This is a genomic window from Candidatus Protochlamydia naegleriophila (assembly GCF_001499655.1).
Taxonomy (GTDB): domain Bacteria; phylum Chlamydiota; class Chlamydiia; order Chlamydiales; family Parachlamydiaceae; genus Protochlamydia; species Protochlamydia naegleriophila.
On the sequence record NZ_LN879502.1, the window covers coordinates 1,729,983 to 1,755,918 of the forward strand.

A 25,936-nucleotide genomic window follows, 5' to 3' on the forward strand; every position below is an offset into this window, starting at 1 on the left:
TAGGCATTTTTCTCAGAAAAAGAAGAGGATAAATATCCTCGGCTCTCTAGTAAATGCTAACCTTCCCCTTTAATACAGGAAGGTGGAAATGCAAAGATCTGCATTTCTCTAACTTTTCAGTCTGTATTAAAGGATAGAGGTGAATGGGGCGAATCAATGTCAAAGATCATAACCTGTTCATCTTTTCGATTTCAAACGCCCACTAGCCTTGCTTATTGAAAATCGGGTAAAATACTTTGAGACAAAGGACTTTTATCGGTTAGCTTTGGAGCGGCAGATGAGAAAAAGACATCGCTTCTTGTATATTTTCTCTCTCTTGCAAGACGATTCAGCAACTGCACTAACTGCTCACTGTTTCCGCAAAGATTTAAGCGAATAAATTCGCTGGTCTCCCCCATTGAATCTCCACTATTCACAGAAACATTTAAATCCTCGAGAAGGATATCCGAAGCACGTTTATTGGGAATTCTTTTATCCTGAATGCGTGCAAAAAATGTGGGGCTTCCGACTATACTTAAAATAGTTGAGCCGGGATAATTTCTAAGAAATTCTTTTTCCATTAGAATATGCCGCTGCGTTAAGCTTTGCTTGGCATCCTGACGAAGAGCTTTGCCAGTATCAGGCATATCGAGAAATGCTTTGATTAAATCTAAAAAATGAGCAAGTCCAACTGTTCCTGCTGCCACAGTAGAAGAAGAGATAAAACCGAAAAACTGTTTAAAAATTGACTCTGCATAGGCGTCATACAACGGGTACCAAATATAACCACATCGAGAACCTGTTTTTCCAAATTGTTTTGAAGCAGAATTGAAGCTAAAGACATGTTTACCATCAGCGCGTGCTTGCCTGATCCATTCCAAATTGCCATCGAGGTAACCCGCCTCATCACTACCAAATGCTGTGGATGCAAAAACAAAGTCTGCAATCAGAATCTCAGCTTCTGTTAAGGGCTTTCGGAACTTTCCGTCTGGATTGTTTGGCGAAGTCACAAATTCTACAAGTTCTTCTCCCGGTTCCAGTACGATTTCAGAAGGTTCATGAAAAGCTAAAAACCGTGCATTGGGATAGTGAAAAATGCCCGACACCGCGCTTAGATGTCCTGAGTAAAAAGGTGCCTGTTCCACAAACACAAATTTTTTATGAGCCGACGACGTTACGATGGCGTAAACAAGAGCTACAATTAGCTGCTTAGAACCTGAGGCAGTGTAAAAAAAAGGGTTACGGTTTTTGGGGATCCACATAAAGTTCAAAGTCCCCAACTTTTTTATGAAACGCTGCGAGTATATCGCTTGCATGTCCAAAAACATCTTGATTGGAAGGCTGCAAGGGCAAGATCGATATAGGTGTCGATTGATCGAGATAAATAGCGTCATCAAAAAAAGTCCTAAGAGGCGGATTATGCAGACCATATGCCTCATACAGCTCTGTAAACAACGGTGTTGTATTTGGCTGAAGATAAAGAAGATAAGACTCTACTTCCTCTTTTAATTCCGTTTTTAGCTTCTCGCCTGATAGATCTTCCCCAAAAGCAGAATGAGTACTCAGGCCACTTATTGCTGCAGCACCGACAATACCTTTCTTAATGAGATTCATAAATTTCGCTTGTATTTTCATGACCAGCCTTTTTTAATTATTTTCTTATACTGATAACACAAAAATAATTTTAAAGCTGATAAAATACGTCAAAAGGAATTGCTTGAAAATTTTAGGGTTAGATTTGAGAGTGGTATTCGGCTATTCATGATAGATTTTCATGGCTTTGATTTCTTCGAATCCAAGCTTTTGATACAGATACTTGGCATCGTTTTGCCGTTACAATGCAAGTATCAAAACCATTTGTTTGCACCTCTATCCTAGCCTCTATAGCCATCAATTTTCCCCTTTTCTCTCATTCCAGGCAAAACGATGATGTCGAATACTGAAGCTAATTCTCTTTCAAGGTAGACAAATGAAAGTGAAATGAGCTTCCCATTTACATATCCCACAAAAAAACGTTGGAGGATTCTTCAGACAATAAAAGATCTGTTGCTTGATTGTAAAAAGAGGTTATCGCTTTGTGTTCTGTTGCTGGCAAAATATCGCAAATTACGCGAAATCTTGTTTGATTAATTTTGCTGGATGCTTGCCCAAATCGCAAACCATCGTCCACTCCATTTCAGTGCTTACAAGTCCTTGTCTCAAAAGCTCTTCTTCTAAGCCAAGCGATTCTTCTTCAAGCCCAATCCAAAAGCATAGAGTAGCTTCTTTGATCTAAAGTGATTAATACCGGTCTGATGAGTCTGCGACGCGATTGCAACAAAAGATATTGAACATGTCGCATGAAAGATGATTATCCACCACAAGTATATTTTCCTTGCGTATCACTTCCATCGACTCAATGGGGCTAAGCAAATAAGAAAATTTAATTTATATATTTTTATCAAACGCCTGCAAAAAGTTTTTCTGTTCTTTCACGATTTATATAACTATCGATTGAAGGTAAAATCAAACTTTTTCATGGGCTTTATCTATTTTTAAATCAATAAATTCACCGCCGGTCATTCTTTGTATGTCATGCGAAGAGAATTGGAACACCGCAAAAGGAGTACCGGCCGCTGCCCAGATCCATTCATAGTTTTTTAAGGATGGATCCAAGAAAGTCTTAATCTTCTCGAGATGGCCAACTGGAGGAACCCCGCCAATGGCAAATCCGATCCGTTCTTTTACAAATTTTCCATCAGCCTTAACGAGCTGAAGCCCCGTCAATTTCTCAATTTTAGTCGTATCCACCCGATTGATTCCCGAAGCAATTACAAGAATGGGGCTGCCAGACTTTTTATCTACAAAAATCAAAGACTTTGCAATTTGAGCTACTTCACAACCAATCGTATTAGCTGCCTCTTCTGCCGTGCGTGTCGATGCAGGCAATTCCTTTACAATGCAAGTAAAGCCATTCTCCTCTAAAAAAATCTGCACTTTTTTTGCACTGCCTGATAAATCATTAGTCATTAGCACCTCTATACAGTGAAAGCTTTTTAGTCAATTCCGAGACGATTTCCACAGGGCCAAATAACACCAAACCATAGAAAATGACTTCTTCAGATTTTGCAGCAAGCGTTCTAGCTTCCTGCTCTTCCCATGTCCCCTCGGTCATAGTATTTGTGAATGCAGAATAGCGAAGCCCTGCGTCCTTAGCTTTCAAAAGAAGGCTAGCTAGCTTGTTTGAATTTTTTTCTCTTAAAATAATGAAAGGCATCTTCGAGATATTGGGGTAAAGAAGGCCATCCCCATTCTGATAATCCATCAAATGCAAATCTGATTTTCCAACATGAGCACCAAAACCTAAACACATATGAGCAACGGCATTCATTAAAACGCCCGGCTCTATCTGCTTATTGACGATAGCCACCAATTTATTTTGAAACTTAGACATATGTTCTTCCAATTAACTTTTTTTACGTAAGATTGATCTCACTTGAAAAGCAATGCACAGCTTGAGCGAATACTTTTGCATAATATCTGTCCTTTTCACGCGAAAATTCAACTTCCACAACACCTGGTCTTTCCATGAAATGTCCTTGCTCGACATGAAAACGGTTCATTTCTTTTGATAAAAATCCAAATGTATCAATACACGCTGCTAATCCTCCTAAAACGGAGCCGGTAAAAGGGTCTTCAGGAATTCCCACTAGGGGAGCGAAGCAGCGCATATGGAAGTGGTTGTCTTGTAGAAATGCTTGCGGAGTGAAAAAGCAGACTGCCACACAGTCATGCAACTTCGAAAACTGTGTCAGCAATTTCGCATCGCACTCCATTTTTTTCAGTGCCTCGAGCGATTTGATAACCACGAATAAATCTTTATTTGTCGCTTCATACATGACAGGAAAAGAAGCATCGATCATTGATTCCTCGATATCCGCGGCCTTGGCAACTTCTTCGTGTGAAAAGCTTGTTTCCTCCAGTTTAATGATAGGCGTCTCATAAGCGACTTTAATTTCTTTGTCATCAAGCTGCACTTCCATTTGGAGTACTCCGCAAGGAGTTGCAACATCAAAGACATAGTGCCCAGTTTCAATTCCATAGCGTCTCTCTTTGGCAATCATGTAAAGTGCACCGACTGTAGAGTGGCCGCAAAAGGCAATTTCGTGCCCTGTTGGAGTAAAGTAGCGCATTTGAAAGGCGCCTATTTCACTAGGCGATATAAAAGCCGTTTCCGATAAATTTAACTCCCGCGCAATTTTGCGCATGGTGGAATCGTCCAATCCATCCGCATCTAAAACAACACCTGCCGGATTTCCACCAAATTTCTCACTGGTAAAGGCATCGACTTGATGAATGCGTACCCTCCTAAAATCCGCAGCTGTCTTTAAATAATTGTAAACAGTCGCTCTTGAAATCTGAAGTTTGGAGGCAACATATGCTGATGATTCTTTAAACTCAAATAGCCCTTTTAGCTGTAATTTTGAAAAGAGTTCCCTCTTTTGCTTTGCATTAATCGCCTGAAGATTGACTCTATTTTCTATGAGATAAGCCCCTATCAACTGATCAATCGATTCTTTCCAAGAATCAAGGGGGTCTCGATTTAAATCGAGCGATGCCGGCTGAAGCAAAACATTCATTTGCTCATGCAAATTTTTAAAATGAGTCAAATCATAGCGCAGCCTCATGTACCCAATCACCTTCTTTTCTTCATAAACAGGATAAATTAAACTTCGAACCTGCCGCCCAGCAATTAATAACTCAGAAAATGGAACCTGAATACGGCAACTTTTTAGATCACAAGATTGATCTTCCCTAAGCGCCGAAAAAGCATTGAAAACATCCTTGATTGCTCCATCCAAATCCAACAACGTGAGCTCAACCAAAGGATAAAACAACTCAACTAAATTTCGTGCTAACTGTAGATTATTTTCTCGATTCATTTGCTCTGCCTGCTCAATTCATCAATATAACATTATTCCAATTTAGAATATTTGTAAAAAAATAACACTAAAAAATTCAACTTTTACCAAATCCTGATTATAAATAAGCTAGGAAGGGAGAAGAGGGAAATAAAAAAACTGGTTACTGTAATCGGTTACTTGTTGAATGAGTTGAGTTGAGAGGCTATTTTATCTAATGTTTTAATCTCAATGGCTACAATAGGCTCATCTTAGTCATTGATATCACCATGCAAAGTTTACTTAATTCTTTGAAGCTGAGGATTCTTTGCTTTAAGTAATTGAGTGAAAGCGATAATTTTTCGACTCTTTCACATTCTTGTTATTTCGGCTCGCGTTGATTATTAAACCAATTTTCAAAATCGATAGAACCCACATAGGCATTTTTTGAGGAACGAGAGTATTATCATTTAGCTTTGCGCCGAAATAGGGAGCATTACTATCGGAAACAATCGTATGAGGATCATTTGTTGCCTTTAAATAGATCTCCACAATTTCTGAAAATCGAAAGCACTTTGGGCCTGCGATATCGAGAGTCTCATTTTTTGGAGTTTCCAATACGGCCTTAAGTAAGGCTTCTGCAACGTCATCAGAAGCTAACAGATACGCCTCCAAAAGAGAAAGAAACTCAAAGGATAAAATCGTTGGGAAAGATTTTTTTCATCGACAAAGAACTGTATTACATAGGAGAGAAAAGTTGGTCAAGCTTTTGAGCCTAAGTGATTTTCACATGAACGCTTCGAGGGAAATTAAGCAAAAGATATTCGGTAACATCTTTTCAGGAATATGAGCATTCTCGATAAAATAATTATCGAACCACCCGATTGAACCTTTCCGTACTAGCCTACAGAAAAAACAAAGTGTCATAAAATAAAAAAGCCGGACAAAATCTCTACAAGAATTTGTCCGGCGAATGCCCAGAATAGGACTCGAACCTACACACCTTACGGCACCAGAACCTAAATCTGGCGTGTCTACCAATTTCACCATCTGGGCTAACAATACCTATATAAATTAGGGAAATATCTTCTTTTTGTCAAGCGCTTTAAAGACAAGTTTCATAAAAAGTCATCACTTCGAAATTTATCAAGGCTTTAATTTTTCTTTACAGGGTCTTAACAACAGCCTCCTATCTTCTATATAACTTCACAAAGTAGCCTTATGTTTTTCGTTTCCCGCTTTTTCATACTAGTCGCTTTACTTCCTTCTTTAATTATAGCAAATAGCGACGATCTGTTAACCAATCAGCAAATGAAAGAAGTGACGCTAAAAAACGGCTTACGCATATGCTTAAAACGCACCGATTATGAAGAGGGCGCATTCGTCTTTCAAATGTTTGCAATGGGAGGTTATGCTGCAGCACCCGTCGCAAATCGTCCATCTGCAGCCTTTGCAGGGGCCATTGCCTGGGAGTCTGGCCTGCAAGACGCAAGTTCAGATAAAATCGCTTATGAACTCTATCAGCGCTCTTTGGAGATGAACGTCAGCATTAGGCTATTTGACCGGGTCATTGAAGCCTCCGGCCTCACAGAGGATCTCTCTTATTGCCTTGAACTCATTCAGGCCTTGTTTAGAGCCCCTCAATTCACGTTTCAAGGACTCGAGCGCGTCATTTCAGAATCCAAAATATTGTTTCAAGACCATTCCCAAGAAACAATTAAGGATTGCTTTTTAAAAACCAATACACAAAATTGGGATGTTTTAACATCATTGACTTGTGAAGATTTAAAGAAGGTTAAACTCGAGCAAGCCGAAGCCTTTTTTAAACAAGCCTTTGCAGACCCATCACTCTTCACCTTGATATTGGTAGGCGATTTCGACTTCAATAATGCGACTGCTCTTCTTGAAAAACATTTAGGCTGCATTGAGGCACGCTCTTCAGCTCCCCTGATTAACCCTGAAGCACCCCATTTTCCACAAGGCGTTACAAAAAGAGAAATTAAAGGCTATGCACGAAATCGATTAGCGTTGACCCGTTTAACCTTTCCGGTCATTAAAAAAGAGCTCTCCTCACTCAATTTTATCTGCCACATTTTGTCCGCAAGGCTTCTGGACCATTTTTCTGCAGTTGATAGTCAAACCCAATTTGAAGTTCACTATGAATTCCCCTTATTTCCTAGGCTTGACCACATATGGCTAATCGTTCAATTTTACGGCCCAACAACCACTATTCACTCGACGACCCAATCAACCCTAAAAATCATTCATCACTTAAACCGGCTTGGACTCTCAGAGCAAGAAAGAAAAAGTGAGCTGGAAATCAGCAATTCCTGCGAAGAAGACAATATATATCTGCTGTCCCTCCTCTCAAATTGCTATCACGGCGGATGGGATTCGACTCTCATCGACTCCAAACACCCCATCGAGATCAAGCATAAGGGTTCTGAAAATATTCTGGACTCTTATATTCATTTAGATCACTATTCTCTTATTTCTTTATACCCTTAATCATTATTTCTTATGCCATTAGCACCAGCCTCAGTTGGGGTTATTTTTGATGATGCCCATCTACACCTACTCCTCGTCAAACGATGCGATGTTCCAGTTTGGGTTCTTCCAGGAGGAGGAATTGATTCCAATGAAAGCCCCATTCAAGCAGTTGTAAGAGAAATTTATGAAGAGACAGGCCTCAACGTCTATGTCGAGCGCCAAGCAGCCGAATACACACCGATCAACCGTTTAGCAGCCCTGACATTCGTATACGTTTGCAGCATTAAAGGTGGAGAAATAAAGACTTCCAACGAAACAAGAGAGGTTCGCTTTTTTGCTATTAATCAACTACCACCCGACTTGTTTACTCCTCATCGGGATTGGATTCATGATGCTCTCACATCAACAAGCACAGTCAAAAAACCCCTTACGCAAATCACTTATTTTGCCACCCTTAAATACTTTTTCAAGCATCCCATTCACATTTTATCCTATGCTTGGACAAGATGGATCAAAAAATACTTTAATCATTAAATCCTTGAATGCAGCTAGGCAATTGCTTTCGTATTGCCAAAAAGAATAAATTTTCAGATACTCGAACCGGCACAAAAACGTCCAAACTTTCTATTCATTCCCATGATTTATTCTCTTTATAGTCAAATTTTTCTGCGCTCTTGGTGGGTCGTCACTTTTCTTCTAATATGTGCAATTTTATATGAACAGGGGCTCAAAGAAAGAAATCGCCACTACCAGCAGCTGAATGAGCAACGGATCGCTCTTCAAATCGAAAAACAAAAAGCGTTGCAAAAGCAGCAAGACTTAAAGTGGCAAATCAATAGCCAAAGTGACTTAGCCTGGATCGAATTAACTCTGATGAAAGGTCTCGGACTTGTTCCTGAAGGGGAACAAAAAGTTTATTTTTATCAAGACTAGGATCTTTTTGAAAAGCGCCAAACGCTTATTCCAGAGCTTTTATAGGCTCTTGCAAAGCTAGCAGCTTGCAATAAGGTTTTATGCTTACAAAACCTTCTGCAAGGTGACTAATAGCCTTTTTTTCTCAATCGTTCAACGACTCTAACAATCCCATCAACGGCTCGTACAATATCTTCTTCTGTCGTATGCCTGCCGACAGAAAAACGGATGGATGAATTCGCACGTGGCAATGGAAGCCCCATATTGAGTAAAATGCGCGAAGGCTCAAGAGCCCCAGAAGAGCAAGCCGAGCCATGGCTAACAGAAATACCTTCTAAGTCCAGATTCATCAATAGAGATTCGCCGTCTACTCCAACAAAAGATAAATTGGTTGTATTGGAGACTCGCTGCCCATCCCCATTTACAATGACCCCCTCTAACCGAGCCATTACGCCTTCTTCCAGTTGATTTCTTCGCGCTGACAGATAAGAAGTAATCATCTCTTGTTCATTGGCTAAAATTGAAATCGCTTGAGCCAATGCAATAATACCCGGAAGGTTTTCAGTACCGGCTCTACGGCCAAACTCTTGCGTTCCTCCTGTGCACAAAGGATTCATTTTTAGCGTCTGCTTACACACACTAAATCCGATTCCTTTAGGAGCATGAATCTTATGTCCACTAAAAAAGATAGCAGATACACCTTGAGGAATGTTAAACGACTCTTTGCCCAATAAAGCAACCCCGTCGACAACGAAAGGAATATGCGCTTGTTGCGCAATGGCAGCGATAGATTCTATATCGGTTTTAACCCCAGTTTCATTGTTGACAGCCATCAACGTAATCAAACGCGTGTCCGGGCGCAAAGCCTCTTTCACAGCATGAGGCTCAACAGCTCCAAGCGATCCAACAGGAAGAAAGGATGCTTGATACCCCTTCTTTTCCAAGTCTTTCACCGTTTCAAATACGCAAGAATGTTCGACACTCGAAGTAATGATATGACCAGTTGTAAAGTGCTGCATGACTCCGTTGAGGAGTAGGCATGCCCCTTCCGTTCCTCCAGAAGTAAAAATAATTTCGTTAGGCCGGACGCCTAAGAAACGAGCAATGATTTGACGGCTCTCATCAAGTTTACGTCGACATTGTTGCCCATGAAAATGGATGCTTGAAGGGTTTCCCTCTTCCTCTTTTAATTCTTGAATTAGAACTTCCAAAACTCGAGCATCTAGCGCTGTACTGGAATTGCAATCAAGATAAATCCGTCGGCTCATACTTATCCTGAATCTTGATGATAACTACAGTAATGTTATCATAACCGCCTTTACATTTCGCGGCTTTAACTAACTTTTTAGCTATGTCTTCTTCCGGATTTTCAGCTATGATACGTTGCATTTCTTTTCTGGTTAAAAGATCACTTAATCCATCGGTGCACATAACGATGATGTCACCCGCATGGATTGAATCTGACGACACAGTCGGCTCAACAAAAGGTTCGGTTCCAATTGCTTTCGTGATGATATTCTTGTAGGCAAAGTCATTTGCTTGCTGCTCATTGAGCTGACCTAAGTCAATTAATTCTCTTAACAACGAATGATCTTGTGTGATTTGTTCGAGATGATTGTTGCGAAAGCGATAGATGCGGCTATCGCCCACATGGCCAAAAACAATTCCATCTCCATGCAAGAAAACGCAGCATAGCGTCGTCCCCATTCCTTTCAGTTTATCATTCTCACGCCCCATGCGATAGATGGCATAATTCACTTCCTGAATGGTTTCTATAATATGCTGAGTACAAACTGGTAGACTTTTGTTTAGCAAAGAGATTTTTTCTTTAAATCTCATGCATAATTGATTCACAGCTTCGTGTGAAGCAACTTCGCCTGCCTGATGCCCCCCCATCCCATCTGCTAAAACAAAAAACTGATCTTCTAGAAGATGATTCCAAAAATCTTCGTTATTTTGCCTAACAAGCCCAACATCGGAGATGCCATAAACAGAGATCTTATAGAGCATTACTTGAAGTGCCATAATAATAAGGTAAAACCTAAAAGGTGGCGTAGTAAAAGCAATTAATGACGAGCAACTCAAAGGATGGGCCCGTAAATTAGCTTTTCAAGTTATATATAACAGTCCTAAATCATTTATTAAACAACGCAAATTCTTTTGCAGTCTAAAAAATTTTTCTAAGCCTCTTATGTAGATAAGTGATTGGCTGCTTGTTCTATACTACAAAAAAACACTTTTAAAAGATAGGAAAGCCTATTTTTTCATGAAAAAAAATTGCTTTGTTAGAGAGAAAATTAAAGTAAAAAATAACTATTCAATGTTGAGTAGATATCATAAAAACGACAGGATCTTTTATAATAATTTTTTAAATCAATATTCGTAATAGGCAAAAAGCATTTCTAAAGTTAAATTCTTGATTTTCTAAAACATGCTTTAAAGCCCATCTCAAGCCAACTCTTGAAGTGTAATTTCTAAGCAGCAATCTTAAAATGGCTCAGATTTAAGGAGAACCGGCACCATGCATACTGATCACTATTTAAATCTGTACTAGGATTTAGTGGGTTGAGGTTTAAGGCTGCAGAATGCGCCCCATTCCCAAAATGGATTGTGTATTGCGTTCAACAAGCATGAAAAAGAAAGGATGATCGATAAGCAATTCTACAGGATTGCCTTGTCCGGCCGGCTGTGCATCTACAGAGCTTGTTGATCGTGCATTAGAATCACTCCCCTCTTCGGTTATGCGGAATAATGTTTTATGGACAGCTCGATTCAATTGCAACCCTTCCTTCTCACTAATACCGGACAAATCAGCTTTCTGCGAGAATAGCTGCTTAATCCCCATGCCCTGTAAAACAGAGTCTAACACCATTTTACTATCAATGCGAAAACGGGGCAATTCAAGGGCAACGTTTTGCAGACGAACTCCATCCATCCAAGCTCTTACATTTTCGATTGTCATTTCTTGAAGGAGAGTTTGCCACCCCATCTTTTCTTTTGGTAAAAAAATGATGAGGGAGAGAATTAATTCACTTCCTTCTTGTTGAGCATACGGAATTTCAATTAGAGTAAAGGTATCCTGAAGCAAGAGGGGATATTGAGCCGTTGTCCGCATCATCTCAACTTGCCGTACTTGCCTTTCATTGATGTGAAAGGGCTTGCGCGTGGTTTGCTTGAGCGGGAATAAATGTGCCCAAGTTCCCTTTGCATAAAAGGCAGTTGTTAAAAGGAGTTGCGTATCATCGGATAGATCTTGAGAACCCACCATTTGGTGAACATGATTATTAGTATGCGTTGACGTCCATTCGTTGATCTGCTTAATGGTATTAACAAATTCGCGCTTAAAGTCCACTTGTTTGGTTTCAGCTTCAAAATCGCGTTTAAGCGCATATTGATAAGCATTAACTAAAGAAATATCCTCCTGAATCCAAACCGCACTAGCCAAAAATAGTTGCGTATCGTTTTTCTTGCGGGGTTGAGCTGTAAAAAATTGGTCTAGGCTTCCTATCAGCGGAACAAAACTTGATGAGTACCCGACGGCTTTTTGAATTTCATTTGCCGTCTCTCTTTTTGCCCCAATAGAAATCCGAGCTAAACCAGACGCGATGCTATAAGGAGAGCAAATAAAGTTTCCTTTATACTGGCTATGTAATTGTTTGAGAAGAGAAAGGGCAAAGCGATTATTGCCTTGAATGACCATATTAAAGTGCTGGTCTTGCTGAGATATCTTTTCAGGATTCGGCTGAGCCTGTTGCGCATCTGCTGGCTGAGTCATCAGTAAAAGAATTAAACAAAAACTAAGCTGCCAAAAACGTCTCATCATTTTTATTCCCTAACAATCCTTAAAATCATATCAGACAGATTTAGTAGGAATTCTTAACTGAAGAAAATTAATAAAATGCTTATGAAATTAAAAAAAGCATGCAGTCCTATGGAAGCCCATAAGGAGCGTTGCTTTTCATAAATAAATCCTAAAAAGCAAGATAGCATAAATAAGGAGGAAAGCAACTCTATATTTGTAGTCCCTTGTGTGCTAGAAAAATGAAAAACAGCAAAAATTAACGATGTTAAGGCAACCGCTCCAGTCGCATGTCCGAACTTTGACTTCAGCCAGTTTTGCAAAAGTCCCCGAAAGAGCACCTCTTCTGTAAATGGCACTAAAACAATTACTTCAAAAGCCGTAATCCCAAATAACAAGGGATCAGATAAAATACTTTTTAAATGCTTCACAGCAACCTGATCAACTGTTGGCTCACGAAAGATGACTAAAACTGCAATTGCGATGACTTGTCCAAAGATCATGACAAACGGATAACTGATCAACCAAGCTTCTATTCCAGCAAGCAATTGACGATACCCAGTCAAATCTGTTTGCCGCCAAAGTTGATGGCGAGTATCTCTTCGCAAATCGAAATAAACTCTCCATACGCCAAGGAACCCGCCAAAAATAATTAAGGCATTAATCCACCCTTTTGCCACTTCGCCAAAACTCGTCATGTCAACCACTTTTCCTGTTGTCACGTAAAAGGCAACAACAATTAAAGCCGGTACGACTATCAATTCGGCGAGGCAAAAAACAAAAAATCCTTTTAGAACATCTTTGCCCTTGATTAAAGGAAGGAAAGTTGGCACAAAACCTTTAAAAAAACCCTTTTGCCATGCAGCATAGCCGGCAAGACATCCTAAGATCAATCCTATGATCAATACAATGATGTGCTGGTGTAGTTGTTCTTGAATGAGATGATCTTCTAACATTTTGGAGCAAACCTCATAGACTCTTATCAAATAATCTTTTAAACTACAAATTTAAGTTTAATCTTAAACGAAGAGAACTTTATGGCAGATAGTCGTCTTAACATTGTTCAAACAAGCCCTCCTTCTTCCTCAAACTCAACTCCAATAGGTGGATCTTCCCGTCTATCACGACAAAAAGAAAACCAGGCTAAATTCGAACGATTATGGCTGGTCGATCCTGAACAGTTTAACCCGCTTCGCAATTGGATGCAAAAGGAACGTTTAGAAAGAACATGGACTTTATTAAATAGTCATACAGAATTAGCCAATAAAAAAGTGGCCGATATTGGTTGCGGAGCCGGCGTGTTTTCACGATTAATGCGAGATGCTGGAGCAAACCTCGAAGCCATTGATATTGCAGAAAATGCCCTTAAGCAGCTTAGAAAGCACGATATGCATCGCATCGAAGCCAAACAAAGTGGAATGCCTGCAACAACGCTTCCAGATCACAACTATGATGTCGTCGTTTGCACAGAAATTATTGCCGAGCTTCATCGAGAAGACTATCGCCTATTTTTTGCCGAGCTCGCACGCCTTGTTCACCCAGACGGCTATGTCATCTGCTCCTCCCCCATCGACATTCATACCGATGGCGGCGTTCACCGTCTCATTGAGCTGGCACAAACAGAATTTGATATCATCGACTCTCAAACAAGCTATCATGCTCTTTACATCAGGCTAAAGCACTCATTAGAAGCACCTTCGCGATACATTCAAGGCTGGAAAAATTCGACCTATAGACAAGAAGAGCTGAATAAGCGAAAAGGTGTGAGCAAATTATGGTACTCGCTTCAAACAAGTTTTGCACTCGTTTGGCTATGGATTCTCTTCAATCCTCTTTGTTCACTCTTGCTAACGCCTTTCCACAAAAGCCGTTTTTTTTTGCTTCGCATGGAGGCGCTTTGCCAATTTCTATCTGACGAAAAAGGAATCAGTCACTATATTTTTATAGCTAAACGCCGACCATTGACGACTGTCGATCCGCAAGAAAGACCTATCGAAAAACCAAGAAGAAAAGAAATCTGGGATTAAAAAGCTAAAGTGGAAAGAAAGACTGGTAAAAAAAACCGGAGATTGTCTCAAGGCATAAACATCATCCTTAAGGCTGCTACATTCCTGTCCTGACCTGGTTCGGACTGTTTTATTCCATGAGGTCCCCGGTTAAATCTGTTAAACCTTGCTCGTAGAAAAACTTTATATTATAATGAGTTAAGTTTTTTTACAATAAGAATCTAAGCACCTTTGAAAATTTATCCGTCATGGGGGAACGTTTACCCTCTTTTAAAAAGTATGAAAAATGCCATTTTTATTGCAGCAACTGGCCAGAACGTCGGCAAGACAACTCTTTGCCTCGGCATTATCGCCGCAATGCATAAACGATTTCCAGATATTGGATTTATTAAACCGGTTGGGCAGCAGCATGTCAAAGTCTACGACAATTTAAACGTTGATAAAGATGTCGTTCTTTTTAAAGAACACTTCAGGCTCACCTCTGATTATGCCGACATGAGCCCAGTCATTCTTCCTGCGGGTTTTACACGCGATTTCTTAGACGGGAAAGTCAATAGCTCTATCATGGAATCGCGCATTAAAGAGGCTTTTCAAAGAATTTACAGCGGCCATTCCTATACGGTTGTTGAAGGAACAGGCCACATTGGGGTGGGATCAATTGTCCAAATGAACAATGCCAAAGTAGCAGCCCTATTGGGATTGGATGTCGTGATCATCGCATCTGGCGGACTGGGCTCTGCCAACGACGAATTAGCTCTCAATATTGCCATGTGCAAGGCTCACGGGGTGAAAGTCAGGGGTGTCATCTTAAACCGCGTAATCGATGACAAGCGCTCCATGATTGAAGAGTACTTCCCAAAAGCTCTGCAGCATTTAAATATTCCATTGATCGGCTGCGTTCCCTATAATGCTTTTCTCAACACGCCTACTTTAAAAGATTTCGAACTGCTATTTCAAACCCAGCTCATCGCAGGCCATAAGCATCATTACTGTCATTTTCCCCACCATCGTCTAGTAGCTGGATCGATTGAAGCCTATTTAGAAGAGTGGCAACCCAATGAACTGATTATTACTCCTGCCAGCCGCGAAGATATTATCTTAGCAACGATTGACAAATTTCATAACGCCAAGATGGTAGGCACCCCCTCATTGCAAGGAATGATTTTAACGGGCCGTCAAGCTCCAAGCGCCTTTATCGAAACTAGCATAAAAGAGGCCAATATTCCTGCTCTTTATGCGCCTCTATGTAGCTACGATGCCATGAAAAAAATCACCTCGTTCACGGCAAAAATTAGAGGAGAGGACTTGCCCAAGATAGAGCAAGCCATCGATTTAGTTGAAAAAAATATTGATTTAGATATTTTATGCCCCCTTCAAGCAGTTAAATAAAACTGCCTCCATCTCAAATTGCGGCAAAAAGATTATTCCTGAGTGCTTTCCCAAACGCGAAATTGCTGTTCGATTTGAGAAAGAGTCTTGCGCAAGGCAGTTTCTGCATCTAATCCATTTTGAACACCTCGTTTAATCAAATCGAGCAAGTCTTGCGCAAAGACATCTTCGCTTTGAGACGGTATTGAGGCTTCTTGCCATTCAAAGCCTGCCTTTTGAAATCGTTTAATCACTTTTTGAGCACGAGCCAAAGAAGGCAGGTCTTTGGGAATTCCATCTAAAGCACTCTTAACAGAATTCTCCCCTTTTTCTTTTCTTTTAATTGCTTCCCACTGCTTTAGAACCTCGTCAGCTGTTCCTATTTTGGCTTCGGCAAAGATATGAGGATGACGCCTAATCAGTTTTTCCGCAATTTCTTGCAAGACATCTTGAAGAGAAAAGCGCCCCTCTTTTTCAGCAAGTTTGCTTAAAAAAGCCACATTAAAGCAAAGATCGCCCAATTCCTCTTTCATCTTTTCGGCATCGTCTAAGTCGATAGCCTCGACAACCTCATATGTTTCCTCGATTAAAGAACTGCGCATCGAGTGAAGAGTCTGCTCTCGATCCCACGGGCACCCATCGGGTGCAAGTAATCGTTCGATGATTGTAACCAACTTTTTAAAATCATCCATCTTTCCCCCTTTAAAATCATGAGACGAAAAGTAAAAAATTCGATAGAATATTTCGATAGTGATAAATGCGTCAAGTCAGGCCTTGGCAAATCCGGCACAAAAGGTTTGTCAGGGCTCTAAAAACAAGACCCATTTTTTGAGTACCTATCAACCGGAGACGATGGATCTTATTGCATGATTAAACAGTTTACAGCAAGCGTTTATATTCTCGATAATCAAAAAGTTCTACTGATCAAGCATCCCAAACTCAACAAGTGGCTGCCTCCAGGAGGTCATGTAGAAGACAATGAAACGCCTGTTGAGGCGGCGAGAAGGGAAGTTAAAGAAGAGACAGGCTTAGATATCGACTTTCTACCCCAAGAAAATGTATGGGTAAACTGCTGGAATGCACGCAGCTTTGAGCGCCCCTACCTCTGCTTGCTAGAAGAGATTCCTCCCTATAAAGACCAACCAGCCCATCAACACATGGATCTTGTTTACGTGGCCAAACCAGCCTCAGAACAAGTTTCACATAACTTCCAGATATTCCCCCACCACTGGTTTACTCGTTCCGATTTAGAACAGCTTAAGCCAGATTTTGATATCTTCAATGAGACTCTGCAAGTCATCAATCATTTGTTGGATACTTTTTGCATAAAAACAACGCCACCCAGCTTGATTTCGGCATCTGCAAGAACATGACCAACTACGCAAGGAATTTTTAGACATATGGCTAGAATCCCCTCAGCTCGAACGCTCCCGTTTGTCCAAAATATAAAGAGTTTTTACCAAACCATAATGATTTTGCATGCTTCAAATCCTATCCAAAACATTATAGGAACCGTAAATCTAACTTTTGGCTGCATGTCAGCAAAAAATCTCATACAAACGTTTCGCCATAACAACCAAGCAGGTCCTGCAACAACTAAAATAGCTACATGGCAAATGACAGGAATTAAAGTGATAGACTTCTGTGGAGATCTTTCATCCATTTTAAATGGCATCCAAAGCCGTCCAGCCATCTTTATCTTAAATTGGATGATAAATCGGTTCCTGTCTCCGTCAAATGCTGCACGTTTTTTTGGAGAAGCTGCACTTTTATCTAGTGAACGCATGAACTACACAATTGCAACAGCCAGTTTTTTATTGGGAATTCCTTCAACACTCAAAACAGTCTACTCATGCTATTGCTGGATGGCTGCAAACAGAAGAACGTTCTTGGCAAAAAAATCAGGAAAAGAAGAATGCCAAAATAGAAAAGGGGCAGTTGTAGCCGAAAGAAGAAAAAAAGCAACTAAATTTCCAGTTAAAGCCACAGATATCTATACAACAGGAAGAGTTGCCATGAGAACAGTCGGTGCTGCAAGTGCTCTTCTTCCTACACCTAGAAAGTAAGCGACTTCCACCATGTAAAAAAGTGATCAAAAAGAACATTTGCATCTATTTGCTTCACACAATTGCCTGTCGAACAGGTTCTCAAAATAGGACACCGCTTTTCAAAGCTTTTTCCATATGGACAGCTGCCTTGAAAGGCATGATGCAAATTTCCAAGGGGTTTATATTTATGAGCTAAAGAGGCTCCAAATATGCTATAAGTCGGAGTCGGAGTCGTTCCCGCAAGATGCAAAGGAAGGGAATCCATTGCAATCACAAGCTGCGTTTTAGACATCAAGCTTTGCAAAACAGGCAAAGGAAAGCGGTCCATGATAAGACTAGAATCTGGGAAGTTTTCTTGCAGCTTCTCCACCATCTCTTTTTCTTTTGGGGTTCCCCAAACAAACAGAAAACGTCCATCTAATTTTTTTGAAATCTGCTCCAAAAAGGCTTGAAGTATTTCTAAACTCAATTGCTTATTGTCCCAATTAGATCCAGGACACACCATAATACGCGGACCTCCTTTCAGAGAATCAACCTGCATCAGTTTTTCAAGTTTCAAAGCCTGTTTTGAGTCCACCTGTAAGGCCACTCCACTCACATCATTTATAGCCTCCCCCAAAGCGCTTTGAGCCAAAAAGAGATAATCTTCGCGGATGTTACGTCCACATGGCGGATCATAACGTTCATGCGTCAAGAAAGTATTCGGCCACTCAGGGACCGATCGCCAGCCAAACCCCACCTTTCTCAAACCATTTGCCAGGGCTGTTAAAAGACCAGACTTAATGTTTCCTTGCAAATCCAAAACAAGATCGTAGCGACACTGGCGTATCCTTTGAAGCAGTGCTCGAATCTCTTGCCAGCATTCTTTTTTCCAAATATTCGAACGCCATTTTTTAATTTGAACAGGAATAGCATGATTTAAATCGGGGTGCGCTTGTACGAGTTCGCCGAAGGATTGTTCAATCAGCCAATCAATTTGTGCATGGGGATAAAGCCGGCGCAGGTATTGCAGAACAGGAAAGGCATGTATGATATCTCCAAGCGATGAGGTTTTAATAATTAAAATCTTCATACAGCCGATCTTGTTACGAGTTAAATAATTCCTTCTGAGCCATTAAAAAATCATCTGGCAAAAGAGCTTTTAAGCGTATGCGGACATTCGTTCGAGGATGAACAAATTCAATTTCTTCGGCATGCAGCAAATAACGCTTAGCCTTATAAGGACATTCAAATCGCTTGCCATATTGATAGTCACCAAGAATCGGGTGTCCCATTTCTGAAAGATGCACCCTAATTTGATGCGTGCGTCCAGTTTTTGGCAAACACTGGATGCATGAGGCTGTTTTTCCTTTTTTTAAACACTTCCATTCAGTGCAAGCATATAAGCCATTGACTGGTTTTACCTCGCCCCAAATGGCTTGTCCAGCATACGTTCGTTTCTTACCAAGGTAGTTTTCAATCACACCCTGACTTTTTGGCATAACTCCGTCGACTAGAGCCAGATAGCTTTTATGTACAAGCAATTGCTTGAATTGCTTTACAAGGCTGTCAAAAGCCAGAGCATTTTTAGCCAGCAAGAGAACACCCGTTGTTTGGCGATCGAGGCGGTGGATTAACCGGATGGAGGGATGAGATGGTTTAAAAAGAGCGATCATCCCCTCCTCATCACACGACACACCAGCCGGTTTATCGTAAGCAAGTAAGTCCTCATCTTCAAATAGAATGCGCGTCGGTTCAACGCGGTAAGGAAATGAAACGAGCGAGGGCTCAAGGACGAGTGAGACTAGATCTCCTGTTCCCAAAAGAGTGGAAGCAAAGCGTTCCACACGCCTATTGATTCGGCAGCAATTACCCTCGATGGCTCTTTTTAAATAACGCGAAGAGTAGGTATCGCCTAAATGGCGGCTTAAAAAAGAAATCAATTTAGATCCAGATTCTTGTGGAGAGACGACCCATTCTAACACAATAGACTTCCTTTATCCATCAAGCAATCCCTTTCTTATAAGGCTGTAAATTGCTTTAAAAAACGCAAGTCATTTTCTGTAAATAGGCGGATATCTGAAATTCCTCGAAGCATCATCACTAAACGCTCTAGCCCCATTCCCCAAGCAAAACCTGAGTATTGTTCAGGATCAATGCCGCCATTTCGCAAGACTTCGGGATGAATCATGCCGGCTCCCGCAACCTCAACCCATCCAGAATGCTTGCACAACTGGCACCCTTTTCCATTACAAACCAAACAGCTGATGTCCACTTCCATACCTGGCTCGACAAAGGGAAAATAGCTTGGACGGTAACGCGTTTCAATGCTTTGCTTAAACAGCTTCTTGAGAAATTCATCCATCGTTGCCAATAAATCGGCAAAAGAAACCTGCTTATCAATGTAGACTGCCTCGACCTGATGGAAAAAAACATGTGATCGAGCCGTTATGGTTTCATTGCGGTAAACTTTTCCAGGAGCAATGATGCGGATGGGAGGCTTATTAACCTCCATTGCACGCGCTTGGATATTCGAGGTGTGCGTGCGCAATAACACGTGAGGAGAAACGTAAAAAGTATCTTGCATATCTCGAGCTGGATGCTCAGGGGGAAAGTTGAGTACTTCAAAATTATAGTAATCGGTGTCAATGTCTGGACCGTATTGAACGGAAAATCCCATTCCAGCCAAAATGTGGATGATCTGATCCATGGCCTGAGTTAATGGGTGCTTTCGTCCAACGAATTGCTGACGACCCGGCAGCGTGACATCTAAAGCTTCATGAGACAACTGCTGCTGCTCTTCTTCTGCAATCAATTTAGACTCGAGCTGCTCACAAGAAGCTGTCATGAACTCTTTTAAATCGTTGATAAATTTACCAACTACAGGCCTTTGATCTGGCTCAACATCTTTTAGCCCTTTCATTAAGTTCTGCAAGGGTCCTTTTTTACCTAGAAATTTAACTTTAACGAGCTCTAATTCTGATGAAGTATGAACTTGTTCTAGGTCTTGAATAAATTGTTGGCGAATTTCATTGATAGACTGCTGCACGGTAACGCCTCAGTAAAAGAATCAGATCGATTTTATTAAATTTAATCATCTTTGCATAGATGATGATTAGGATACCATTGGGAACGGTATGAAAATTGAGATAAAATTAAAGAGCAAAATCCTAGATTTTGCTCTTTAATTTTGAATGACTTAAAGTTTAAAACTTTAAGCTAAAGCTTCTTTTGCACATCCAACAATCGCAGCAAAACTGCTTGGATCACGGATTGCCATATCGGCAAGAACTTTTCTATCGAGTTCGCATCGCGCTATTTTTAACCCATAGATAAACTTACTATAGGAAATTCCATTAATTCTGGCAGCTGCATTAAGACGCATAATCCATAAACTACGAAAATCGCGCTTCTTCTGTTTGCGATGCGCATAATTGTACGCCATCGCGCGCATGACTGCACCACTCGTTAAGCGCAAATGGTTTTTTCGGTCTCCGACAAAACCTTTGGCTAACTTGTATAATCTCTTCTTGCGACGATGAGAAGCTACAGCATTGGTTGCTCTAACCATAGCTAGTCTCCACGTTAATCATTTTACCGTTCAGAACGGCTTTAACTTTATAATTGACTTAAACCACTGCTTAAGTCTTACTTGCTTTCCGAATGCTTTGTCTGCTGTGCAGACGTCGACCAATATAGATGAACAAGTTAAGGGACACGATAGGGAAATCCCTATCTCATTTTATAAGCACATCAGACGCTTATATGTCTTTAGATGACCATCATCTACAAGACCTGGTTGGCGTAACTGACGTTTGCGCTTAGGCGTTTTACCGGTCAATTTATGGCGTCTGCCCGGACGACTAGCCTTAAGCTTGCCTGTTGCCGTTACGCGAAACTTAGATGCAACGGCTTTGCGGGTTTTCATTTTAGGCACTGTCTTATCTCCTAAATTATTAATCGATTCAATGAGGAAGCTGGAACACCTAGTCGATAGACGGCTCTTCAGTCGTACTACTCTGCTTGGCTCCCTCTTTTTTCTTTTTCGATCCAGGCGCTAAAACAACAAGCAACATGCGACCCATCATCTTTGGAGGCGATTCAGGTGTTGAAACATCTTCTAACTCCTGACACATCTCCCGGACAATTTTTTCTCCGATCTCTGGGTGCATCATCTCTCGCCCACGAAATGTACAAGTGACCTTAACTTTATTGCCACTTGCTAAGAAATCTCGGGCGTGTCTTGTTTTCGTTTCAAGATCATGAACATCAATATTAGGCTTAAGTTTAATTTCTTTTACCTTAATCTGATGCTGTGCCTTTTTATTTTCTTTCTCTCGCTTGCTTTGATCATAACGGAATTTTCCAAAATTCATGACTTTACAAACGGGAGGGCTGGACCCTGGAACAATTTCAACTAGGTCTAATCCCTGCTCTTCAGCCATGGCTAAGGCTTCATAAAGGGCAATAATGCCCACTTGTTCGCCTGAGGCGCCAATGACTCGAACTTTTGGAGCGCGTATTTCTCTATTAACTTTCAAGCTAATCTACTCTCTCCTCTTCATAGTTAACATCCAACAACAGTTGGACGCCTGCATTCTTGGTGAATTTGATCTAAAAATTCTTCCAATTTTACTGATTCACTTTTTCCCGGCCGCTGAATTGACCGAACAGTCACAATTTTTCGCTTCACTTCCTGATCTCCTACAATGAAGAGATAAGGGATTTTTTCTTTTTCAGCTGTATGAATTTTTTCGCCCAGCTTTGTCGTTCGAAGATCCACCTTAACACGTAAGCCTTGCTCTTTGCAACGAGCTTCAATTTCTCTTACATAGGAGTGGCTAACCTCTCCTATCGCTAGGATCCTTACTTGTTCAGGTGCTAACCAAAAAGGAAAGATTCCTTCTCCTTGCTCGACCAACAAAGCGATCATGCGTTCTAGCGGCCCCAAAATCTGCCTAACGAGAATAGCTGGCAATGTTTTTGGACTTTCCCCCGCCTTTACGCTACCCTTGTCAGTATCTATCCCATGGGTGACGATTGTTAAAGCAGGACCAGCCCATTCACGCCCCATTCCATCGGCCAATTTCAATTCCAAACGAGGACCTTCGAGATTATCATCTTCCAAAAGCTCTTCTTGAAGAGGATAAAGAAGAGATTGACCTTGAACGGCTTGCCTCATCCAGTTAAGCGTTTGCCTCTCTTGCCTAAACTTAAGAGTTTTTTGCCTCGAAGCAACGAAATACCAATGAGCCTCAAAACCAAAGATTCTAATGATTTGTTCAATGAATTGCAAGGAAGAAATGAATTCTTGAGAAAGTTGTTCTCTTAAACAAAAAACTGTCGTTTGGTCAACCAGCTGACAAACCGAATCTAAAAGTCCCTCTGTTAAAGCAGATTCCTTTCTTTGATAAATCGGCGCCCATTCAAAATGCCGCACCGGCAATTCTTCTAAACTAACCTTAAGCGCCTCAAACAAGCGAATACTCTGCAGAAGACGAGAAGGACTAACCCCATACAAATCTAGCTTATACTCAAAGGGCTCTAAAGCACAAGGAAAAGCCTTCATCCGTTCATGACGGACAACCAAAGGCGTGCCAACCTTTTCAACCCTCTCTCTTTTGGAAAGCTCGTTCTCTAACCATTCTTGTAGAAGATCTGTAACTAAAGTACCCTTGGGATGCCATAGACACTCAATTTCACTCAAACTCTGCGAATAACTAAATAAATTAAGATCGACCCCAAACTTGCGATGATCTTTTCTTTTAAAATAAACTTCGTAAAGCTTTAAGAATTGCTTCAACTCCTTAGCATAAAAAAACGAGGTTCCACAAATACGGGTGACGGCAAAAGATTCACCCTCAATTTCTTGCTGCCTTGTCGACACATCCAACAACTTAACACTGCCGATTTCATCGGTCGAACCAATCATTGGAGCTGGACAGACACCATAAAACTGATCGAGCTGCATAAGTTCGATGATATTCTGCTCGCTATCCCCCGCCAATTCAGCCAAAAAAGGTTGATGGTGATGCTCGAACAGCGATTGGGCATTCTCACGCATAATGCTCAATGCCTGAACCGGGCAAGCGTCTTTTATCAAAGTACGCAAATTAACCTCGATTAAGGATAACATTCCTTCATCGACAACCTGCTCGAAAATAAAATCGTAATAAAACCCATAAGAGATGAGCCCCCCACCAACCAAGTAGGCTTGCGGGAACAACTTAGCAACGGTAAACCCCAGCAGCTCAGCCGCTGAACGTCTTTTAATTTTTAAATCGGATGATGAATGAAGAAAAGGCATATATGAATTTAAATGAGATGAGATATAGCTGACTCGAACAGCTGACCTCCACGATGTCAACGTGGCGCTCTAACCAACTGAGCTAATATCTCATCGAGTGAAGCAAAACTATACAAGAAAGACAGAGATTATTGCAATACTAAAAATGTGCACCTTAAAAAAACCGCTTAACCGAGCTAAAATAGACAACGTAAAAAACTGTCATTCAATCGGCTAAGATAATTTTCAATCATTAATAATAGTCTTTTAAAACACCTCATTTTAAAGCTTCGAAACAAGGATGAAAAGGATGAAATTGATATGCTATCATAATTGAGATCGCAACTACTCTTTTCTTCCCTGAAAAAAGGCCTTGATGGCAGCAATATTAGCCATTGAAATCCCCTTTACCCCTTTAAGCTCCTCATCACTCGCAAGCTCCACTTTTTTCAAACTCCCAAAATGGGTCAGCAAAGCCTTACGTCTGGCCGGTCCAATTCCAGGAATATCATCCAAAGCACTGCGGAGCGTCGTTTTTGAGCGACGCTTGCGGTGGAAAGAAATCGCAACCCGATGAGCTTCATCCCGAATTTTTTGCAATAAGAACAAAACGGGAGAATTCGACTTCAAAACAATCGGATCTTTCTGCTCAGGCAGAAATACCTGCTCGGCAGTCATGCCTTTATCGTGCCGACCTTGCTCTTTAGCAAGCCCAATGATGTCGACTCCAGTTACATTCAGCTCTTCAAACACCTTAAGAGCTACGTTCAATTGCCCTTTACCCCCATCGACGACGACGAGGTCAGGCAAATCATTCTCTTCTTTTGCCCTTCTATAGCGGCGCATGAGCACTTCCTGCATGGCAGCATAGTCATCAGGCTTGCTCCCAATTTTCAATCGATAGGTGCGATAGCGCTTACTATCTTTCAGGCCATTTGTAAATGCTACCATGGAAGAAACTGGCTCTGCCCCTGCAATATTAGAATTATCAAAGCACTCAATCCGGGTTGGATAGTTAGTCAGCGAAAAGCGCTCTTGCATTTCCAACAAGGTCTTTTCCCGCAAAGTCACCTCATCTTTTTGCGTTTTAAACAAAGCCTCAGCATTTGTATAGGCCATCTCTAACAGAACCTTCTTTTCACCGCGCTGAGGAACATGTAGAGTCACTTTATTTCCACGCCTCGAAGAAAGAATGTCTTCAACGGGCTGCTCATCACTCATTTTAACGGGCAGTAAAATGTCTGGCGGAATTTCACCCCTGCCGTCGTAGTGCTGCAAAAGAAAAGAGGCCAACAATTCATGATCCTCTTCGGCAATATGATTAAACTCAAAGTGGCGAGTACCGACCAATCGACCGCCCCGGAAAAGCAAGAGTGTCAGCACCACATCGTCCCCGTGGCGAAACAAACCAACCGCATCGGCATCGTGGCCCAAGGGCCGATCAACATACTGACTTTCAATCGTTTTTTCAATATAGCGAATCGTTTTTAAAATCTGATCTGCTCTTTCAAATTCAAGCTCTTGCACATAGCGCCGCATTTCATCGTGCAGATCTTTTAAAACTTCTTTATTTTGTCCACGCAAGAATTTGATCGTTCGATCTAAGTGCTGGTTGTAGTCATCTTTGGTGCATTGGGATCCACAAGGGCCCGCGCACCGCTTCATTTGATAAAGAAGGCATGGGCGAACACGGCGGGCAAACTCCTGATCGGAACATTGCCGCAAAGGAAAGAGTCGATTCAATAAGTCGAGCGTTTGGCGGGCTGCTTGAGCGCTGGTATAAGGCCCAAAGTATAACCCATCCGGCTCAGGCGATCCCTTATAGCGGACAAGCCGGACAGTCGGCCATTCATCCTTATGCGCAATTTTAAGAGCAATATAGCTTTTATCATCTTTGAGCAGCGCATTATAGCGCGGCTTATACTGTTTGATAAGATTACTTTCTAAGAGCAACGCTTCTTTTTCAGAGGTTACAACGATTGTTTCTATCAGAATGATTTTAGCAACTAAAAAAGGTATCATCAACCTGCCATCGCGGCCTGGCACAAAATACTGTTTTACCCTTTGGCGTAGATTTTTTGCCTTTCCCACATATAAAACATCACCTTGCTCATCCTTCATTAAATAAACTCCAGGCAGGGTGGGAAATAGATCGATTTTTTTAGGATCGTAGGACATAAAAAAAGACC

Annotated in this window: 25 protein-coding genes, 2 tRNA genes and 1 other RNA gene; 7 read left to right on the forward strand and 21 right to left on the reverse strand. The window is 41.2% G+C overall.

The window, feature by feature from the left end; genetic code table 11:
* Positions 1–212 precede the first annotated feature (212 nt).
* The 6 genes from PNK_RS07255 to PNK_RS07285 all read right to left on the reverse strand — a co-directional run bounded on the left by PNK_RS07255 (position 213) and on the right by PNK_RS07285 (position 5,915).
* A complete protein-coding gene (locus PNK_RS07255; RefSeq protein ID WP_231909309.1) occupies positions 213–1,295 on the reverse strand; it encodes an aminotransferase class I/II-fold pyridoxal phosphate-dependent enzyme in 1,083 nt (360 codons plus the stop codon).
* Positions 1,219–1,614, reverse strand: a complete 396-nt coding sequence (locus tag PNK_RS13435; protein ID WP_059061231.1) for a nucleoside/nucleotide kinase family protein — start codon at positions 1,612–1,614, stop codon at positions 1,219–1,221. Before PNK_RS13435 ends, PNK_RS07255 begins: the two co-directional genes overlap by 77 nt.
* 870 nt (positions 1,615–2,484) lie before the next feature.
* The gene (locus PNK_RS07265; RefSeq protein ID WP_059061233.1) at positions 2,485–2,988 is read right to left on the reverse strand and encodes a YbaK/EbsC family protein; all 504 of its coding nucleotides are present in this window, start codon (positions 2,986–2,988) and stop codon (positions 2,485–2,487) included.
* Positions 2,981–3,412, reverse strand: coding sequence for a DUF2000 domain-containing protein (locus tag PNK_RS07270; RefSeq protein ID WP_032124304.1), 432 nt, complete (start codon positions 3,410–3,412; stop codon positions 2,981–2,983). The genes PNK_RS07265 and PNK_RS07270 overlap by 8 nt, the downstream gene beginning before the upstream one ends.
* A 22-nt stretch (positions 3,413–3,434) precedes the next feature.
* Positions 3,435–4,901: a PhzF family phenazine biosynthesis isomerase gene (locus tag PNK_RS07275; protein ID WP_059061235.1), complete on the reverse strand. Its 1,467-nt coding sequence runs from the start codon at positions 4,899–4,901 to the stop codon at positions 3,435–3,437.
* A gap of 932 nt (positions 4,902–5,833) precedes the next feature.
* A tRNA-Leu gene (locus PNK_RS07285) sits at positions 5,834–5,915 on the reverse strand.
* 165 nt (positions 5,916–6,080) lie between these two features.
* Between PNK_RS07285 and PNK_RS07290 the strand changes: the two genes are divergently transcribed.
* From PNK_RS07290 to PNK_RS07300, 3 genes are all read left to right on the forward strand, one after another.
* On the forward strand, positions 6,081–7,367 hold the full coding sequence (locus tag PNK_RS07290) for an insulinase family protein (RefSeq protein ID WP_059061237.1): 1,287 nt from the start codon (positions 6,081–6,083) through the stop codon (positions 7,365–7,367).
* Between the two features lie 12 nt (positions 7,368–7,379).
* Positions 7,380–7,883, forward strand: coding sequence for an NUDIX hydrolase (locus PNK_RS07295; RefSeq protein WP_059061238.1), 504 nt, complete (start codon positions 7,380–7,382; stop codon positions 7,881–7,883).
* A gap of 102 nt (positions 7,884–7,985) precedes the next feature.
* Positions 7,986–8,282, forward strand: coding sequence for a hypothetical protein (locus PNK_RS07300; RefSeq protein ID WP_059062383.1), 297 nt, complete (start codon positions 7,986–7,988; stop codon positions 8,280–8,282).
* Positions 8,283–8,389: 107 nt separating this feature from the next.
* Here PNK_RS07300 and PNK_RS07305 read toward each other — a convergent pair whose 3' ends face one another.
* The 4 genes from PNK_RS07305 to PNK_RS07320 all read right to left on the reverse strand — a co-directional run bounded on the left by PNK_RS07305 (position 8,390) and on the right by PNK_RS07320 (position 13,016).
* Positions 8,390–9,529 carry a cysteine desulfurase family protein gene (locus PNK_RS07305; protein WP_059061239.1) on the reverse strand — a complete coding sequence of 380 codons (1,140 nt, stop codon included), beginning with the start codon at positions 9,527–9,529 and terminating at the stop codon, positions 8,390–8,392.
* Positions 9,507–10,286 carry a Stp1/IreP family PP2C-type Ser/Thr phosphatase gene (locus PNK_RS07310; protein ID WP_032124301.1) on the reverse strand — a complete coding sequence of 260 codons (780 nt, stop codon included), beginning with the start codon at positions 10,284–10,286 and terminating at the stop codon, positions 9,507–9,509. Before PNK_RS07310 ends, PNK_RS07305 begins: the two co-directional genes overlap by 23 nt.
* Before the next feature lie 547 nt (positions 10,287–10,833).
* Positions 10,834–12,084, reverse strand: a complete 1,251-nt coding sequence (locus tag PNK_RS07315; RefSeq protein ID WP_059061240.1) for a serpin family protein — start codon at positions 12,082–12,084, stop codon at positions 10,834–10,836.
* 53 nt (positions 12,085–12,137) lie between these two features.
* On the reverse strand, positions 12,138–13,016 hold the full coding sequence (locus tag PNK_RS07320; protein WP_051981725.1) for a CPBP family intramembrane glutamic endopeptidase: 879 nt from the start codon (positions 13,014–13,016) through the stop codon (positions 12,138–12,140).
* An 81-nt stretch (positions 13,017–13,097) separates the two neighbouring features.
* On the opposite strand from PNK_RS07320, the gene PNK_RS07325 reads away from it, so the two are divergent.
* Complete coding sequence (locus PNK_RS07325) at positions 13,098–14,087, forward strand: class I SAM-dependent methyltransferase (protein ID WP_059061241.1); 990 nt, start codon at positions 13,098–13,100, stop codon at positions 14,085–14,087.
* A 31-nt stretch (positions 14,088–14,118) separates the two neighbouring features.
* Here the strand turns inward: PNK_RS07325 and ffs are convergent.
* Positions 14,119–14,217: signal recognition particle sRNA small type (gene ffs, locus PNK_RS13150), an RNA gene on the reverse strand.
* Between the two features lie 128 nt (positions 14,218–14,345).
* On the opposite strand from ffs, the gene PNK_RS07330 reads away from it, so the two are divergent.
* Positions 14,346–15,455, forward strand: a complete 1,110-nt coding sequence (locus PNK_RS07330; protein WP_059061242.1) for a phosphotransacetylase family protein — start codon at positions 14,346–14,348, stop codon at positions 15,453–15,455.
* A gap of 32 nt (positions 15,456–15,487) precedes the next feature.
* On the opposite strand, the gene mazG is transcribed toward PNK_RS07330, so the two are convergent.
* Positions 15,488–16,126: a nucleoside triphosphate pyrophosphohydrolase gene (mazG, locus tag PNK_RS07335; RefSeq protein WP_051981724.1), complete on the reverse strand. Its 639-nt coding sequence runs from the start codon at positions 16,124–16,126 to the stop codon at positions 15,488–15,490.
* Between the two features lie 174 nt (positions 16,127–16,300).
* Between mazG and PNK_RS07340 the strand changes: the two genes are divergently transcribed.
* Both PNK_RS07340 and PNK_RS07345 read left to right on the forward strand, forming a co-directional pair.
* Positions 16,301–16,807: an NUDIX hydrolase gene (locus PNK_RS07340; RefSeq protein WP_059061243.1), complete on the forward strand. Its 507-nt coding sequence runs from the start codon at positions 16,301–16,303 to the stop codon at positions 16,805–16,807.
* A 162-nt stretch (positions 16,808–16,969) separates the two neighbouring features.
* Positions 16,970–17,500 carry a hypothetical protein gene (locus PNK_RS07345; protein WP_158021744.1) on the forward strand — a complete coding sequence of 177 codons (531 nt, stop codon included), beginning with the start codon at positions 16,970–16,972 and terminating at the stop codon, positions 17,498–17,500.
* On the opposite strand, the gene waaC is transcribed toward PNK_RS07345, so the two are convergent.
* The 9 genes from waaC to uvrC form a co-directional block, all read right to left on the reverse strand.
* The gene (waaC, locus tag PNK_RS07350; protein WP_059061245.1) at positions 17,490–18,554 is read right to left on the reverse strand and encodes a lipopolysaccharide heptosyltransferase I; all 1,065 of its coding nucleotides are present in this window, start codon (positions 18,552–18,554) and stop codon (positions 17,490–17,492) included. The genes PNK_RS07345 and waaC overlap by 11 nt on opposite strands.
* A 13-nt stretch (positions 18,555–18,567) precedes the next feature.
* Complete coding sequence (locus tag PNK_RS07355) at positions 18,568–19,446, reverse strand: RluA family pseudouridine synthase (RefSeq protein ID WP_059061246.1); 879 nt, start codon at positions 19,444–19,446, stop codon at positions 18,568–18,570.
* A gap of 35 nt (positions 19,447–19,481) precedes the next feature.
* Positions 19,482–20,510: a phenylalanine--tRNA ligase subunit alpha gene (pheS, locus tag PNK_RS07360; RefSeq protein ID WP_032124295.1), complete on the reverse strand. Its 1,029-nt coding sequence runs from the start codon at positions 20,508–20,510 to the stop codon at positions 19,482–19,484.
* A 165-nt stretch (positions 20,511–20,675) separates the two neighbouring features.
* The gene (gene rplT / locus PNK_RS07365) at positions 20,676–21,032 is read right to left on the reverse strand and encodes a 50S ribosomal protein L20 (protein WP_032124294.1); all 357 of its coding nucleotides are present in this window, start codon (positions 21,030–21,032) and stop codon (positions 20,676–20,678) included.
* A 171-nt stretch (positions 21,033–21,203) separates the two neighbouring features.
* Positions 21,204–21,398, reverse strand: coding sequence for a 50S ribosomal protein L35 (rpmI, locus tag PNK_RS07370; protein ID WP_032124293.1), 195 nt, complete (start codon positions 21,396–21,398; stop codon positions 21,204–21,206).
* Between the two features lie 49 nt (positions 21,399–21,447).
* Positions 21,448–22,002: a translation initiation factor IF-3 gene (gene infC / locus PNK_RS07375; protein WP_032124292.1), complete on the reverse strand. Its 555-nt coding sequence runs from the start codon at positions 22,000–22,002 to the stop codon at positions 21,448–21,450.
* A 26-nt stretch (positions 22,003–22,028) separates the two neighbouring features.
* Positions 22,029–23,768, reverse strand: coding sequence for a His/Gly/Thr/Pro-type tRNA ligase C-terminal domain-containing protein (locus PNK_RS13155; protein ID WP_079992857.1), 1,740 nt, complete (start codon positions 23,766–23,768; stop codon positions 22,029–22,031).
* Positions 23,769–23,786: 18 nt separating this feature from the next.
* Positions 23,787–23,860: transfer RNA gene (locus PNK_RS07380), tRNA-Val, on the reverse strand.
* A 232-nt stretch (positions 23,861–24,092) separates the two neighbouring features.
* Entirely contained in the window at positions 24,093–25,925 is a 1,833-nt protein-coding gene (gene uvrC / locus PNK_RS07385) for an excinuclease ABC subunit UvrC (protein WP_032124290.1), read from the reverse strand.
* Between the last annotated feature and the right edge of the window lie 11 nt (positions 25,926–25,936).

Excerpts from the sequence above, each read along its gene's own strand:
- PNK_RS07255 (WP_231909309.1), bottom strand. The coding sequence starts at position 1,295 with ATGCAAGCGATATACTCGCAGCGTTTCATAAAAAAGTTGGGGACTTTG.
- PNK_RS13435 (WP_059061231.1), bottom strand. The coding sequence starts at position 1,614 with ATGAAAATACAAGCGAAATTTATGAATCTCATTAAGAAAGGTATTGTC.
- PNK_RS07265 (WP_059061233.1), bottom strand. The coding sequence starts at position 2,988 with ATGACTAATGATTTATCAGGCAGTGCAAAAAAAGTGCAGATTTTTTTA.
- PNK_RS07270 (WP_032124304.1), bottom strand. The coding sequence starts at position 3,412 with ATGTCTAAGTTTCAAAATAAATTGGTGGCTATCGTCAATAAGCAGATA.
- PNK_RS07275 (WP_059061235.1), bottom strand. The coding sequence starts at position 4,901 with ATGAATCGAGAAAATAATCTACAGTTAGCACGAAATTTAGTTGAGTTG.
- PNK_RS07290 (WP_059061237.1), top strand. The coding sequence starts at position 6,081 with ATGTTTTTCGTTTCCCGCTTTTTCATACTAGTCGCTTTACTTCCTTCT.
- PNK_RS07295 (WP_059061238.1), top strand. The coding sequence starts at position 7,380 with ATGCCATTAGCACCAGCCTCAGTTGGGGTTATTTTTGATGATGCCCAT.
- PNK_RS07300 (WP_059062383.1), top strand. The coding sequence starts at position 7,986 with ATGATTTATTCTCTTTATAGTCAAATTTTTCTGCGCTCTTGGTGGGTC.
- PNK_RS07305 (WP_059061239.1), bottom strand. The coding sequence starts at position 9,529 with ATGAGCCGACGGATTTATCTTGATTGCAATTCCAGTACAGCGCTAGAT.
- PNK_RS07310 (WP_032124301.1), bottom strand. The coding sequence starts at position 10,286 with ATGGCACTTCAAGTAATGCTCTATAAGATCTCTGTTTATGGCATCTCC.
- PNK_RS07315 (WP_059061240.1), bottom strand. The coding sequence starts at position 12,084 with ATGATGAGACGTTTTTGGCAGCTTAGTTTTTGTTTAATTCTTTTACTG.
- PNK_RS07320 (WP_051981725.1), bottom strand. The coding sequence starts at position 13,016 with ATGTTAGAAGATCATCTCATTCAAGAACAACTACACCAGCACATCATT.
- PNK_RS07325 (WP_059061241.1), top strand. The coding sequence starts at position 13,098 with ATGGCAGATAGTCGTCTTAACATTGTTCAAACAAGCCCTCCTTCTTCC.
- PNK_RS07330 (WP_059061242.1), top strand. The coding sequence starts at position 14,346 with ATGAAAAATGCCATTTTTATTGCAGCAACTGGCCAGAACGTCGGCAAG.
- mazG (WP_051981724.1), bottom strand. The coding sequence starts at position 16,126 with ATGGATGATTTTAAAAAGTTGGTTACAATCATCGAACGATTACTTGCA.
- PNK_RS07340 (WP_059061243.1), top strand. The coding sequence starts at position 16,301 with ATGATTAAACAGTTTACAGCAAGCGTTTATATTCTCGATAATCAAAAA.
- PNK_RS07345 (WP_158021744.1), top strand. The coding sequence starts at position 16,970 with ATGTCAGCAAAAAATCTCATACAAACGTTTCGCCATAACAACCAAGCA.
- waaC (WP_059061245.1), bottom strand. The coding sequence starts at position 18,554 with ATGAAGATTTTAATTATTAAAACCTCATCGCTTGGAGATATCATACAT.
- rplT (WP_032124294.1), bottom strand. The coding sequence starts at position 21,032 with ATGGTTAGAGCAACCAATGCTGTAGCTTCTCATCGTCGCAAGAAGAGA.
- PNK_RS13155 (WP_079992857.1), bottom strand. The coding sequence starts at position 23,768 with ATGCCTTTTCTTCATTCATCATCCGATTTAAAAATTAAAAGACGTTCA.
- uvrC (WP_032124290.1), bottom strand. The coding sequence starts at position 25,925 with ATGTCCTACGATCCTAAAAAAATCGATCTATTTCCCACCCTGCCTGGA.